At 33.2% G+C, this 15,356-nt stretch carries 13 protein-coding genes; 5 read left to right on the top strand and 8 right to left on the bottom strand.

The window, feature by feature from the left end; genetic code table 11:
- The first annotated feature begins 201 nt into the window (after positions 1–201).
- Both AAFU52_RS19405 and AAFU52_RS19400 read left to right on the top strand, forming a co-directional pair.
- Positions 202–393 carry a cold-shock protein gene (locus tag AAFU52_RS19405; protein ID WP_024769089.1) on the top strand — a complete coding sequence of 64 codons (192 nt, stop codon included), beginning with the start codon at positions 202–204 and terminating at the stop codon, positions 391–393.
- 371 nt (positions 394–764) lie between these two features.
- The gene (locus AAFU52_RS19400) at positions 765–2,657 is read left to right on the top strand and encodes a PAS domain-containing sensor histidine kinase (protein ID WP_051473680.1); all 1,893 of its coding nucleotides are present in this window, start codon (positions 765–767) and stop codon (positions 2,655–2,657) included.
- 153 nt (positions 2,658–2,810) lie between these two features.
- Here the strand turns inward: AAFU52_RS19400 and murA are convergent, their stop codons facing one another.
- From murA to AAFU52_RS19360, 8 genes are all read right to left on the bottom strand, one after another.
- Complete coding sequence (gene murA / locus AAFU52_RS19395) at positions 2,811–4,127, bottom strand: UDP-N-acetylglucosamine 1-carboxyvinyltransferase (RefSeq protein ID WP_024769087.1); 1,317 nt, start codon at positions 4,125–4,127, stop codon at positions 2,811–2,813.
- Positions 4,128–4,174: 47 nt separating this feature from the next.
- On the bottom strand, positions 4,175–4,831 hold the full coding sequence (locus AAFU52_RS19390) for a DUF4290 domain-containing protein (RefSeq protein WP_024769086.1): 657 nt from the start codon (positions 4,829–4,831) through the stop codon (positions 4,175–4,177).
- A 324-nt stretch (positions 4,832–5,155) separates the two neighbouring features.
- Positions 5,156–5,440: a DUF493 family protein gene (locus AAFU52_RS19385; RefSeq protein WP_024769085.1), complete on the bottom strand. Its 285-nt coding sequence runs from the start codon at positions 5,438–5,440 to the stop codon at positions 5,156–5,158.
- Between the two features lie 86 nt (positions 5,441–5,526).
- On the bottom strand, positions 5,527–6,144 hold the full coding sequence (locus AAFU52_RS19380; protein WP_438423188.1) for a nucleotidyltransferase family protein: 618 nt from the start codon (positions 6,142–6,144) through the stop codon (positions 5,527–5,529).
- Positions 6,122–7,177, bottom strand: coding sequence for an XdhC family protein (locus AAFU52_RS19375; RefSeq protein WP_438423187.1), 1,056 nt, complete (start codon positions 7,175–7,177; stop codon positions 6,122–6,124). The genes AAFU52_RS19380 and AAFU52_RS19375 overlap by 23 nt, the downstream gene beginning before the upstream one ends.
- 7 nt (positions 7,178–7,184) lie before the next feature.
- On the bottom strand, positions 7,185–9,350 hold the full coding sequence (locus AAFU52_RS19370; RefSeq protein ID WP_438423185.1) for a molybdopterin cofactor-binding domain-containing protein: 2,166 nt from the start codon (positions 9,348–9,350) through the stop codon (positions 7,185–7,187).
- Positions 9,351–9,370: 20 nt separating this feature from the next.
- Positions 9,371–9,832: a (2Fe-2S)-binding protein gene (locus AAFU52_RS19365; RefSeq protein WP_024769081.1), complete on the bottom strand. Its 462-nt coding sequence runs from the start codon at positions 9,830–9,832 to the stop codon at positions 9,371–9,373.
- A 280-nt stretch (positions 9,833–10,112) separates the two neighbouring features.
- Complete coding sequence (locus AAFU52_RS19360; protein WP_438423184.1) at positions 10,113–11,405, bottom strand: PepSY-associated TM helix domain-containing protein; 1,293 nt, start codon at positions 11,403–11,405, stop codon at positions 10,113–10,115.
- Positions 11,406–11,772: 367 nt separating this feature from the next.
- Between AAFU52_RS19360 and AAFU52_RS19355 the strand changes: the two genes are divergently transcribed.
- The 3 genes from AAFU52_RS19355 to fmt are packed head-to-tail and all read left to right on the top strand — an operon-like array spanning position 11,773 to position 15,186.
- Positions 11,773–12,330 (top strand): AAA family ATPase, encoded by a 558-nt coding sequence (locus AAFU52_RS19355; RefSeq protein ID WP_438423182.1) that lies wholly within the window; start codon positions 11,773–11,775, stop codon positions 12,328–12,330.
- A gap of 1 nt (position 12,331) precedes the next feature.
- Positions 12,332–14,239 carry a RecQ family ATP-dependent DNA helicase gene (locus AAFU52_RS19350; RefSeq protein ID WP_024769078.1) on the top strand — a complete coding sequence of 636 codons (1,908 nt, stop codon included), beginning with the start codon at positions 12,332–12,334 and terminating at the stop codon, positions 14,237–14,239.
- The gene (gene fmt / locus AAFU52_RS19345) at positions 14,239–15,186 is read left to right on the top strand and encodes a methionyl-tRNA formyltransferase (protein WP_438423181.1); all 948 of its coding nucleotides are present in this window, start codon (positions 14,239–14,241) and stop codon (positions 15,184–15,186) included. Before AAFU52_RS19350 ends, fmt begins: the two co-directional genes overlap by 1 nt.
- The last annotated feature ends 170 nt before the right edge of the window (positions 15,187–15,356 follow it).

Raw genomic sequence — 15,356 nt, 5'->3', positions numbered from 1 at the left:
ACATAATATACAACCATTTATATTACCTAATTATGACCACCTAAGAATAATCGAGAATTGATAAATTAATTATTTTATACCTATATTAGCAATAAACACTTAAAAATCATGTTAACAAGTAAAGTAAAAAACATCTTGATGATGATCATTTAGATATTTGGCGTTATCTTTGATTTTTATTAACTAATTTAAATTTCAACAATGAACAAAGGAACAGTAAAATTTTTCAACGATGCCAAAGGATTTGGATTCATCACTGAAGAAGATTCTAACAAAGAACATTTCGTACACATCTCTGGACTAATCGATGAAATTAGAGAAGGTGATGCAGTAGAATTTGATTTACAAGAAGGCAAAAAAGGATTAAACGCAGTAAATGTAAAAGTAATTTAATATATACTACTTAATTTTTTAAAGCACTACAACCTGTCAAAAATGACAGGTTTTTTTTATTTATATCAAAACCAAAGTCCAGGTTTGAGCACTTGCACCAGATATAAGCTCATCTTCTCATTTTAAAAAAATAAAAACAAACATAGCTAAAGCAAAAACAAACTGTAAATCAATCTAATATATATCAAAATCCCTTTTTTTTGTTTAACCTTAAGTAATAATTCCTAATTAAAAATCGTTTTTTCGGGCTTTATATATCTAATGTTTTAACAATTGTTCGTAGCTTTAAGGGGCTTAAAACATAAACGCTATGCACAAATAGGTTAACCAAAGAATCTAAAAACGCCTATTAAATGTAGCATTAGACTCTTATGGACACACTAATTTTCTATCAAATCTTAATTTTTCTTTTTCAAGGATTTGTTGTTGCCTTCCTAATATTATTACTGTTTCGTTTACGAACGATAATAGGCTTGGGAGTGCTATTCGCTTCTTTGGGATTGTTTCAATTTGTACAGGTTTTTATGGCCAGTACGCTCTATTTTAAAATATCTGATGCCATTGTAGTTTCTCCTGGTTCATCTGTTTTATTTTCTGCTACACTTTTTGCAATACTTTTAATATACATTAAAGAGGATGCAATTACTGCTCGAAAACTAATCTATGCATTAGTTATAGCTAATATTATATTATGCTTTCTTCTACTAGCTTTTAGAATGAATATGGAAGGAGCCTATAGCTATAACCCTTTTGAAATTTCTACAGATTTCTTCTACACTAATGTATTGGTATTATTTGTCGGAACAGGAGTACTCTATCTAGATGCAATATTGATCATATTTTTATACGAATTTATCTCAAAACACACCTCTAGCCTACTCCTTAGAGTAATGTTCACCATGGTATTAGTCCTCAGTTTTGATGCTGTCTTTTTTACATTAGGTTCATTTTGGTATTTTGAAAACATACCAAAACTTCTGTTTTCAGGTTTGTTATCAAAGGGATTTATGGCTGTTTTCTATAGTATTATATTTACTATATATCTAAAATATTTTGAAAAAGAAGCCTACCATGTTAACTATCATGCTTTTAAAGACATTTTTCATTCCTTAACATACAAGCAAAAATACGAAGTAGCCGAAAAAGCAGTTCAATTCACCAAAGGTAGGTACCAAACTTTGACCAACCTGATACCGGTAGGCGTATTCATGACCCAAAGTGATGGAAAAACCATATTTGTAAATCCCAAATGGTGCTCCATCTCTGGACTATCACAAGAAGAAGCTTTAAATGATGGCTGGCTTAATGCAGTGCACCCAGAGGATAGAAAAAAACTAAAACAAGGATGGTATGCAGCTACAGATAAAAGGAAAACCTCTGATGCCGAGTACAGATTTCTTAAACCCGATGGCTCTGTTACCTGGGTATTAGGTCGAGCGATACCAGAGTATAATGATAAACATCAAATTATTGGGTATGTTGGCACCCTTACAGATATTACAGATATCAAACTATATGAAATTGAATTAAGTCGATTAAAAGAAAAAGCCGAAGAGAGTGATCGACTTAAATCTGCTTTTCTTGCAAATATGAGCCATGAAATAAGAACCCCTATGAATGGTATTCTTGGTCTTGCAGAACTCTTAAACGAACCAAAACTAACTGGTGACGAACAACAACTTTATTTAGACCTTATTAAAGAAAGCGGAGCACGTATGCTTAATATTATCAGAGATATTATCGACATCTCTAGAATAGCTGCAGATCAAGTTAAAGTCTATATCGAAGAAGTTGATATCAACAAACAAACCAAGCATCTATTTAACCTCTTTAAGCCACTAACAGATAAAAAAGATATAGTACTATCGTTATCAAATGATTTACCAACAGAAGATGCAATCATAAAAACCGATAAAGAAAAATTTAATGCCATTCTTTCTAACTTGATAAAAAATGCTATTAAGTATACCAATGAAGGAGGAATCGAATTTGGATATCTAAAAGATGAAGAGGTTCTTCAATTTTATGTAAAAGATACTGGTATGGGAATCGCTAAAGACCGTCAAAAAGCTATTTTCGAACGATTTGTTCAGGCAGACCTTGAAGATCGCTATGCCCTTGAAGGTGCCGGCATTGGATTATCAATTGCCAAAGCTTATGTTGAAATGCTAACAGGAAAAATTTGGTTAGAAAGTAAAAAAGGAAAAGGATCTACATTCTATTTTACTATTCCGTACATCAAAGCATCTCAAACAACAGTTTAATTAATAGAATTCAAAAACAATACATTTCTGAACATATATGAGTACTGAAGCTCTTTTATTTGGCTTTACAGAATCGTTTTAAGCGATAAAAGATGAGTGAAGGATTAGACAAAAGCCTTACAGCTAATTATTAAATCTTGTATCACAAATACATCACACCTCAACTCTAGTAATTTTAGCTCCTATTGCTCTAAGGCGTTCATCAATATTCTCATATCCACGATCAATTTGTTCGATATTATGAATAGTCGACATTCCTTTGGCGCTTAATGCAGCAATTAATAAAGATATTCCTGCTCTAATATCAGGAGATACCATTGTAGTCGCTTTTAATGTAGATTGAAAATCATGACCTATAATTGTAGCTCTATGTGGGTCGCATAATATAATCTTAGCTCCCATATCAATAAGTTTATCAACAAAAAACAAACGACTCTCAAACATCTTTTGATGAACCATTACTTCTCCTCTGGCTTGAGTAGCAATAACCAGAACTATACTCAATAAATCGGGTGTAAATCCAGGCCAAGGTGCATCGGCAATAGTCATAAATGAACCATCAATATAACTTTCAATCTGATATCCATCAGTATGTGCAGGAATATAAATATCATCCCCTACCCGCTCTAATGTAATACCTAATTTTCTAAACGTGTTTGGAATCAATCCCAGGTTCTCCCAGCTTACATTCTTAATAGTGATCTCACTTTTTGTCATTGCAGCCAATCCTATCCATGATCCAATCTCAATCATATCAGGAAGTACACGGTGTTCACATCCTCCTAGATTTTTAACTCCATCAATTACCAATAAATTAGAGCCAACACCAGAGATTTTTGCTCCCATAGCATTAAGCATCTTACATAATTGTTGTAAATAAGGTTCACAAGCTGCGTTATAGATTGTAGTTGTTCCTTTAGCAAGTACAGCTGCCATTACAATATTTGCAGTACCGGTTACCGAAGCTTCATCAAGCAACATATACGTACCTGTTAAACCTTCTGGTGCCTCGACACCATAAAAACGTTCTTCTTTATTATATCTAAATTCTGCACCAAGATTAATAAATCCTTCAAAATGGGTATCCAAACGTCTTCTTCCAATTTTATCACCTCCCGGACGCGGAATATACCCTTTACCAAACCTTGCTAATAAGGGTCCAACAATCATAATAGATCCCCTAAGACCACTTCCTTCTTTCTTAAACTGTTCACTCTCCATATATTCTAAATTGAGTTCATCACTCTTAAAAGAATATTTCCCTTTTCCTAGTTTTTGGACTTTTACACCCAAATTCCTAAGAATATCTATTAATTTATTTACATCTCGTATATCAGGAATATTAGATATTATAACTTCTTCTGGTGTCAATAATACTGCGCAAAGAATTTGTAAGGCTTCATTTTTGGCGCCCTGAGGCGTGATTTCCCCTTTGAGCTGATGCCCTCCTTCTATCTGAAAAGTACCCATGTAATCGTTAGTTCGTTAGCGGTTAGTAATTTGGTAGTTGATTAATTTTAATAGCGTTTTTTACCACGGTTGCTTCGGTAATTCTTTTTACCACTATTATTACTATTTGTTGTAGTATGTTTTTTCTTTTTTCCTCTCATCAAGTTTGAAGAATCTGTAAGATTTTCATCACTTCCTTTAAGATCTATTTTACCATCACTTAGTTCAAAAAGATGATTAAATATTGCACTATCCTCTACTGTATCTTTATTCCAGTTCAGATAGCACTTTTTCATATGATTTGCAATTGTTAAAGTAAGTGCATTTTTCAAATCGCCATCTTCCCAACTATTTGCAACATCAATCATTCGTTTAATATTGTTTCCATAAAAACGATATTTTGGAAAATTCTGAGGGTATTCAAGAGGTTCTGGTCTTTCCTGTAATTTTTCTTTAGTCAACACAGGAAAAGGAGTATCCACATCTAATTTAAAATCACTCATTATAAATAACTGATCCCATAACTTATGCTGAAACTCTGGTACATCTCGTAAATGCGGCTGCAAATTACCCATTACTGCTATAATAGACTTAGCAACCTTATTACGTTCTTCACGATCTTCGATAGCAACCGTATGGTTTATCATTTTCTGCATATGACGACCATATTCTGGAATGATGAGCTTTTCGCGCTCAGTATTGTATTCTATATTATATATATCCATAAAATGTATGTGAAAATTGTGTAGAGATAGCCTAAAAAATCAATATGTAAAGTGTTGTGAATATAAGTCTTTGAAAACTATTTATAAGTAATTATGTATAACCTCTTTAGATTCAGTTTGACAATTGATTACTTTTCGGACTATTCTATAATTTGTTTCGCAAAATACTAAAATAAAATAAGTAAGCTACTGTCATTACTATATTTTATTTATTAATCAATGGTATTTAACAAAGAAAAACAGGTATTAAACGCATCTCAAGTTTTATACTTACTCGAGAATTTGTCATTCTAACACTTTATAGTATTTTTTTTTAAGTGGTTACTATAACGAAATTACCCCCTCTACTTTTTCAGCAACTTCTTTATATTTATTAATCACCTGATCAGGGTTTTTCATTCTAACATTGATAGACACACTGGTATACTTAGCATTTTTAGATTGTTTTGTATGAATTACCGCACCCAGATTATCAAAAATTACTTCGATTTGTTCAATCTTTTCAGCATTTGTAGGTACAATAAACTTATATAAATATGAAGTTGGCCAAAGTGATGTGTTTGCCAGTTGTTCTTTTAATTTTTTATAAAACTCTTCAGGGTCTTTCATAGTATCATTTATCAAATCAAAATTTAGACCAAAGATACATTTATGATTTATAAAAACGAAGTTACCTATAAACTCCTTTTACTTTTTTAAGAAGAAAAATTGCTTTTTACCATAGCAGTATATTGTGCTATCGTATCAATATCTATTCCTTTACCAATAGCATCAACTGTATTTATATTATCTATATGTTTTTTAATAAGGTATCGCGCGCCAAAATCTGCTTGTAATTGCGATAATTCATAGAAGTACTTAGAAGGAATAATTGCAGGAACCCCAATACCAAAACCCAAATCTGTGGCGATAATGGCACTTGGTTCTTCGCTAAACTTAGTAATTAACGAATTAAAATGAGTTGTATCTAATAATGGTTGATCTACCAATGAAATCAAAACTCCATCATACGGTAATTTGTCCTGTTGTATTGCCATAATTCCAGAACGTATTGTAGATCCCATTCCTGATTGCCATTTTGTATTTCTGAGTATTGTAACAGGAAAATGACAAACTTCTTTATATATAGTGTCATAATGTGCTCCCAAAACCACATAGATTGCTGCTTTTTGCACTAATAGTACCTTTTGTATTGCATGGCCAATTAATGTAGTGTTATTCCACGGCAATACTTGTTTTGGTTCTCCCATTCTACTCGAGGAACCTGCTGCAAGGATAAGTTGTGCTATTTTAGGTTTTGGTAGAAATGACATTTATTTTTTTCCTTTTAGGATCATCGTGAATCGCTCCTTTTTTCTCTTGTAATGGTATCGGGTTTTGGCCTCTAATCACAGATAATATTTCGGCAATTATAGAAATTGCGATTTCCTGAGGAGTTTCTGCTCCCAGATTTAAACCTGCAGGGCCATGAACAGTATCCAAAAATCTATCTGTAACCTCGGGAAAATACTCTATAAAAGCAGACAATAATTTTTCTCTGCGTTGTGCTGGTCCTAATAATCCAATATACGTCGGTTTGGTTTCTTTTAACGCTTGAAGATATAATAAATCTTTAGCGAAATTATGAGACATTAAAACAATAGCTGTCTGATCATCTATATGATCCATACTTAAATCTTCTGGAGCACTATGTATCACTTCTTTGGCTCCGGGAAAATCTTCTAATCTCTTAGGATATTGTGGAGAGCCAACAATAGCTACTTCCCATCCAGTAGCCGATGCTAACTGACATAATTGTACAGCATCATGTTCTGTACCTATAATTATCAACCTGAAACATGGTTGTATTTCCCTCATAAAGTCATCTAGACTATCATCTGGTTCAATTTCATGCGAAAAAGAGAGTGCCTGGCCTCCTTTAAATTGAACAATCGATCCCATTATAGAAGTTACCTCATCCATTTTAGAATACCAGGAGGTAATCTCAAATGGCACTCGGGATTTTAAATGTTTCTGTATGGCCTCGATCCCAATATAGCTAATATCAAAAGTCTCAATCAAAATATATAGTAATCCTTCACACCCTAATCTATATTTACCATCATAAGTCATCATTTTTGATTCTCCGGATGCAAATACAGATTGTGATTGTCGTAGCACTTCCTTTTCAACACATCCTCCACTTACAGCACCTGTCATTTTTCCATTTTGAAGAATTAGCATACCAACCCCTGGTCTTCTATAAGAAGACCCTTCTACATCTACTACAGTAGCCATAACAGCAGGTATTCCCTGCTGTTTGGCTTTATGATAAGACTCTATTATTTCTTTGAATTCGTGTGTCATAAGCGTACTATCCCAATGGCGCTTTGGAGTTCATATTTTTAATAAAAGGTTGCTTATATAATCGTATTCCTTTTGCAGCCTTAATTGCATTTGCTACAGCAGCTCCTGCAGGAGGCAATGTAGGTTCTCCTAATCCTGTTGGAGCAATATCACTTTCTACAAAATGTGTTTCGACCACAGGAGTTTCATTAATACGAATTAAACGATATGTATCAAAATTCTTGTCTTGCGGCACCCCATCTTTAAATGAAAAATCACCATACATCGCATGACCTACTCCATCAATAACTCCTCCTTCAATCTGGTTTTTAGCCCCTAGCGGGTTCACAACGATTCCACAATCTACCACGCAAGTAACTTTTTTAACTACAGGAATATCATTCTCTAATACTACATCTGCTACCTCTGCTACATGGGTATTATGGCAATAATATGCACTAAACCCCTGATAAGTTCCTTCTTTTGCTTTTCCCCATCCTGATTTATCTACAGCCACTTGTATTACTTTCTCTAATCGTTCTGGTGAATACTGGATTCTATCATCTGTGGTTCCTTTTACTTTCTGTAGTAAGTCCAAACGAAGTTGAATACGATCAATTTCTAATAGTTCGGCCAATTCATCAAAGAAGCTTTGTTCTGCAAAAGACAAGAAATTAGTATATGGGGCTCTCCATGCTCCTGTTGTAATTTCACTATTGTAATTAGCGACATCTACCTGATAATTTTCAATAGCTCCAGCTGGAAAAAAATTAGGTATCAACCCATACATATTCGAATTTACAGAAGCTTCCTTAAGATGATATCCACTAATTTTACCATCTTTAATTGATGCACTGATTTTATATTTTATTGCCGGACGATATATCCCTGCAGACATATCATCTTCTCTAGAATATACTACTTTGACAGGTTTTTGGGCAATTTTTGATATTTCTGCTGCTTCCAAAGCAAAATCCCCATAGAGTCGTCTTCCAAAACCACCTCCCATTCTGGTCATTTCTACAGAGACATCTTCTGGGTCGCGTTCTAACAAACTGGCAACCCTACGCGCTGTACCTGCCGGTGTTTGTATAGGCCCCACTAAACGAATTTTTTCTGGAGTAACATCTGCAAAGAAATTCATAGGCTCCATACAATTATGGGGTAAGAACGGAGATTCATAAGTTCTCTCGATCACCTGATCTGCCTGAGCAAATGCTTTTTTAACATCCCCATCGGAACGTAGTGTGTTAAATTCTTTACCATTAAGAAGACCTATCAATATTTTATCATGATCTTCTGTATTTTCTAATTTTGAATCTGAAGTCCAATTAGCTTTCAATGCTTTTTTTCCTTTCATTGCGGTCCAGGTATCTTTTGCTAAGACTGCAATTTTATCCCCAAACTTAACCACATCATGCACTCCTGAAATTGCTCTAACAGCAGTATCATCAAAATCAATCAACATTTTACCAAAAGCAGGAGGTCTTAATACCGAAGCATATACCATTCCGTCTTCTTTATAATCCATTCCGTAAAGAGACTTTCCGGTAATAATCTTATCAACATCTACATTAGGAATATCTTTTCCTATGATTTTAAAATCTTTAGGGTCTTTTAATGTTATATTTTCTGGTACTTCGAGGGCTGCTGCTTCTTTAACGACTTCTCCATATCCAAGTGTATCGCCATTGGCATTTATAATTACACCATTTTCTGTTTTACATTCTGAAGCATCTACTCCCCATTTGGCTGCTGCTGCATTAACTAACATCTGTCTGGCTGTAGCTCCTGTTTGGCGTAGTGGTTCCCACCCTTGTCTAAGAGATTGGCTTCCTCCAGCCACTTGTCTTGTAAAGTTTTTGGTATCCAATACACCTTGAGCTACATGAACATTATCCCATGATACATCAAGCTCTTCTGCAATAAGCATAGGCATAGAAGTCTTAACCCCCTGGCCTATTTCTGGATTTGGAGAGAAGATAGTTACCATTCCATTATCAGCTATCTTGATAAAGGCATTAAAATCATTAAAGTTTAATTGAGAAATATCAATAGGTATATCAACAGGTGGTGTTGCTTCAGGTTTACATGCCTGAAATAAATTAAACCCAATTAACATTCCGCCACCAGCCAATGCCGATGTTTTTATAAATGACCTTCTACCGAATGAAGGTGATGCATTATTTTTCATACGTTTAAAATTTAAATGGGTTAACTCATTTTACTGGCAGCAACTTCTACAGCTTCTTCTATTCTGTTGTAAGATGCACATCTACATATATTACCGCTCATTGCATCCCTGATTTCTGATTTATTCGGGTTTGCATTTTGTTTTAAGAAAGCAGCGGCAGACATCATTTGTCCCGCCTGGCAATACCCGCATTGTGGTACATCTACTTCTTTCCAGGCTTGTTGAACGGGATGTGAGGCATCTTCAGATAAGCCTTCGATCGTAGTAATTTCCATATTTTCTACCATAGAAACCTGAAGCAAGCAGCTTCTATTAGCAGAACCGTCTACATGTATAGTACATGCACCGCATTGACCTATACCACAGCCAAATTTGGTGCCAACCATATCAAGGTGATCTCTTAATATCCATAAAAGAGGAGTATCCTGATCCGCCTCAACACTGTGAGATTGACCATTAATTTTTAAATTATAAACAGGCATGAGTATTAATTTTTAAGATTTGTATTTAACTAGTCTAAATAAAGCAAATGCATATCAATTGCTATTGAAGTTACTAAAAATTCACTTCGTTGATCCAACTTTAACAGATCATTACAAATTATTATGATTCCTGAGAATCATTTTATATACATAATATTCACTTCTTATTAATGTCGTATATATACTATATCATTCTATATATAAAATTCAGCATATCAAAATCCATCCGTTTTCGATTTAGCATTTACGAACTGTATTTTATAGCACGATATGGAGTAACCTAATTAATTTTGTTTTCTACACTTCTCGTTTTTCTTATTTTAAAAACTAATAAATAATATAATAAAGCAAATACTGCTGTCCAGAAAATAAAGATTACACAATGGGCCAAAATAGTAGCTTCGTATCTTGTATGTAATCGTTTTAGCATAAAGTAAAACAAACAACTAGTAATTATTGTATTTATAGCGTTTACAGATATTTTTTCAATCATACCTTTCTGTTTCAATCGAGCCTTTCTCTTTAAAGAAATATAGATACCAGAAAGTATCAAGATTGAAATAAAAAGTCCAAAAATGAACCAAATTATTTTAGTTGTTATCCCTCCCCAATACCCGAAGTGCAAAGGATCTACAATATCATTAATCCACATAATAGTAGTACTGGTTGCGGCGTTTTGTATATGTTCTATTTTATAATTATATGGATTGATATACACACGGTTTGCTCTTTGCCTAACTAATGGAACATTACTATTTCCCATTAAATATATTGTTTCGGTAGAATCAATAGCAGGAGAAATATTTTTTACTTTAAGATGAGGAATAGCTTCTTCTGCAATCTTAACTGCCTTATCATAATCTATATTAAAAGGAAACGAACTCTTCTCCTCTTTTTGATAATTAAGAATATCTAATTTTATATGTTTAGGGTTTACCATTGGTTTAATACCCGCAATATTTGCACGTTCTGCAAAATACCAGCTACTAATGATCACAATAAGAAAAATAAAAGGAATAGTCCATAAACCAACTACCCTATGTAAGCTTCTACTAAATTTATTTGACCCTTTTTTTATATCAAGTGTAAAAAGCTTTTTCCACCAGGATTTATAAAAATAAAGAGCAGAAATTACCGAAACAAGCATGAGAAATCCAAAAAGTAAGACAATGTAATTTCCTATTTGAAAAGGTATAAAGAGATAATAATGTAAATCCCTTAGATAAAGTTGAGCCATAAGACTAGTTTCTCCCTGAATCTCTCCTGTATAAGGGTTTGCAAATACAAACGAAAGCTTATTATCCTCTTCTTTATACAACAAATCACATAGGTAAGGCTCATCATGTCGTATCCAATAGGTGATTTTAGCTTTTGGATATGTCATCGCAAAATTATTTGAAATAACATTTCTTGAAACAAAAGTTGATTGTGGTATAGCTCTATAATTTGATTGAATTAACCAATCTAACTCATGACTAATAGTAGAGATTGTTCCAGAAAAACAAATTATAAAAAAGAGTATGCCTAATTGATTACCAATCCACCCATGTATTAAAAACAACTTCTTTTTCACTTTTTTCTAATTCTTAAGTACATACTATATTACACGTTCTAATGCCTTCTATCATTAAAGTAAAACAATCATGCTCTCTACATAAAATCTTTTTGCTGAATGACTTGATTATTCCTTCAAATTGAATATCCATTTCGACATCCTGTTAAAAACTCAATATTTGCATTTCATCGAGGTGTAGATGTTATTGAGAGAAAATAACGATCGATTTTATCCCAATACATGTAAAATATAATTTTATCTATTTGATTTTAGCAACTACCATACTATACATCAAATTGTTTCTGTTTGTTAGAATATAAAAACTTTAAACAACTTCTTTTCAAAATCCTTTTATAATTACGAAATTTGCACCAAAATTATTCCTTTGACAAAGAAAAGAATTGTAATTACCGGAGCACCCGGAACAGGGAAAACCTCGGTTATCCATAAACTTGAAGAAGCAAAATTTTTCTGTTTTCATGAGATTATACGAAGTATGACTCAAGAAGCTTTAAAAAGTGATGATTCTAAAGCTATTGTTTCTAATCCCATAATTTCTGTTTCTGATCCTTATCAATTTAATACACAAATCCTTAACGGAAGGGTCGATCAATTTAAAGATGCCATATCCCAAAAAGAAGATCTCACATTTTATGATAGAGGCATACCAGATGTTTTGGCTTACATGAACTATTTTGACCAGCCCTATAGCGATGATTTTATAAATGCTTGTAAAAAGCATATGTATGATCAGGTATTTCTACTACCACCATGGGAAGATATTTATGTATCCGACAATGAACGCTATGAGAGTTTTGAACAAGCAGAAGAAATTCATCATCATCTGTTAGAAATTTATAATCAATTAGGTTATGATTGTTTTGAAGTACCTTTTGGAACTGTACAGGAACGTTATGATTTTATCCTCAAAAACATAAAATAATTTGCTAAAGTCTCCTCTTAAAATATTACAGCAGTATTGGAAACACGATAGCTTTAAGCCATTACAAGAAGAGATTATAGCTTCGGTATTGGAAGGAGAAGATACTTTTGCATTGCTACCCACAGGTGGAGGAAAATCAATTTGTTTCCAGGTGCCTGCTCTAATAATGGAAGGTATCTGCATTGTTATTTCGCCATTAATTGCATTAATGCAAGATCAGGTACTGCATCTTCAGCAAAAAAATATAAAAGCAATTGCTCTACCTAGCGGTATTAAATATTCAGAATTAGATACTTTGCTTGATAATTGTATTTATGGCAATTATAAATTCCTATACCTTTCGCCAGAACGTCTTCAGCAAGACATTGTGCAAGAGCGATTAAAGCAAATGAATATTAATCTTATTGCAGTAGATGAGGCTCATTGTATTTCACAATGGGGAAATGATTTTAGGCCATCTTACAAAAAAATAGAAGTACTAAGAAAAATACATCCTTCTGTACCTGTAATTGCATTAACCGCTTCTGCCACCAAAGAAGTAGTAGATGATATTGTACTAGAACTGGATCTTTTTCAACCCAAAATATTTAAACAATCATTTTTTAGACCTAATCTGGGATACAGGGTAGAAAATGTAGTCGATAAAAATCATAAACTCACTCAGATTTTAGATAAATACCCGGGAACATCTATCGTTTATGTACGAAATAGAAAATCTGCGGTTGAATTAAGTGATTTTCTTAATGCAAGTGGATATTTGGCAACATACTATCATGGTGGTGTGGATGCGCAAGAAAAAACTAAACGTTTTAACCAATGGTTAAAAGAAGAAATTAGAGTAATGGTTGCTACAAATGCCTTTGGAATGGGAATCGATAAACCCAATGTGCGGACAGTGATTCATTATACAACCCCAGAAAGTATAGAAAGTTATTTTCAGGAAGCGGGAAGAGCAGGTCGTGATGGCAAGCAATCTTTTGCCTATCTTTTAAAAAACACAAATGATAATCAAAGATTACACAATCAATTTATAAAAGTATTACCCGATGTAGATGAAGTAAAACTAGTATATCGAAGACTGTGTAACTATTTTCAAATATCATATGGTGAAGGTGAGCAAACTGTTCATAATTTTGAATTCAATACGTTTTGTAAAACTTATGAGTTAAATACGCTCATTGCCTACAATACGTTACAATTTTTGGATCGCTGTGGTGTAATTAGGTTTACGCAACGATTTACCAAAAAAAGTAGTGTTTATATTCTTACGACGGGAAATCATCTTTTAGAATTTCTAGAAAATAACATAGAGTATCAACTAATTACCAAAGCTATTCTTAGAACTTACGGCGGTATCTTTGATGAAAAAGTGACAATTAATCTGCCTTTGATTGCTTCAAAAGTAGGGAAACCCGAAGCAGAAATAGTTAATGTATTAAATAAATTACAAGAAGCCGAATTACTAGAGTTTATATACAAAATTTCTGATGCAGAAATTATTTTCTTATTACCAAGAGAAGATGACCATACAATCAATCGCATTAAACACCACCTAATAAAACAAAATACTTCAAAAACAAAGAAGGTAGAAGCGATATTAAGATTTACAGGAAATAATACTGAATGCAAAAGCAGGCAATTACTTCATTATTTTGGAGAAAAAGATACTACAGATTGTGGTATCTGTAGTTTTTGCATCACTAAAAAAAGTAATTCCACTTCAGCAGATCTCTATAAAATACAAGAAGATATTATAAGACTTTTAGAAAGAAAAAACTTATCTTCAAGAGATTTACTGACACAGTTAGCATATCCCGAAAAATTAGCATTACGAGTATTGCGGGAAATGAACGAACACCAAATTATAAGGATTAATCACGATAACCACTATCAATTAGTACAAAAATAATGAGAGACTTACGAATCCTGTTTATGGGGACACCGGATTTTGCCGTTGAGACCTTAAAAACAATAATAGAAAACAAGTATACTGTAGTTGGTGTTATTACTGCCCCCGATAAACCGGCGGGAAGAGGTAGAAAACTTAAAGCATCTGCTGTTAAAGAATATGCGTTATCCAAAAATCTAAACGTTCTTCAACCAACAAATCTAAAAGATGAGCATTTTATTGAAGAGTTAAAAGCTTTGGGTGCTAATCTTAATATCGTCGTTGCATTTAGAATGCTTCCGGAAATAGTTTGGAGTATGCCCGAATATGGAACTTTTAATTTACACGCATCTCTTCTTCCTGATTATAGAGGTGCAGCACCGATTAACTGGGCTGTTATTAATGGAGAGCAAAAAACAGGAATTACTACTTTTTTTATTGATGAAAAAATAGATACCGGTCATCTTATTTTTCAGAAAGAAGTTGAAATAAAAAATGATGATACCGCAGGAGTACTACATGATAAACTAATGGAAAAAGGTGCCGATCTGGTATTAGAGACTATACAAGCAATAGAAAATGATTCGGTAACGGTAAGCCCACAACCAAAAGACAGTGCTTTTAAAACAGCATATAAACTAAATCGTGAGAACACCAGAATTAATTGGGAAGAGGACATATATACTATTCATAATCTGATTAGAGGATTAAGTCCCTATCCTGCTGCCTGGTGTGAATTGTACAATAAAGGGAGGGCTGAAAAAATAAAAATATACAATGCTCAACCTATTGAAGAGGCTCATACATATGATATAGGTAAAATTATTATCGAAGATTCGACAATCAAGATAGCAGTAAAAAAAGGATACATTATATTGAAAAAACTTCAACTGCCCGGTAAAAAAGCAATGGAGTCAAAAGCATTATTGAATGGTTATGTCTTTTATAGAGATGCAAAAATGTGTTAGCCCCTATGTAATATAGGGTTTAAAAATCTATCTAAAACAACATTGGTTATTAACAATCGCATTGAGTTATCAACAAATCCCTGTATTTACTGGGCCAATCCTTGCATGAATCATAAATCCGTATAAATTTGTAAAGCGTTTAACATAATAGATTGGTTTAACCAACAATT

The organism is Aquimarina macrocephali, from assembly GCF_051627225.1.
Lineage (GTDB): Bacteria > Bacteroidota > Bacteroidia > Flavobacteriales > Flavobacteriaceae > Aquimarina > Aquimarina macrocephali.
This window is presented reverse-complemented; position numbering and strand designations above follow the sequence as displayed.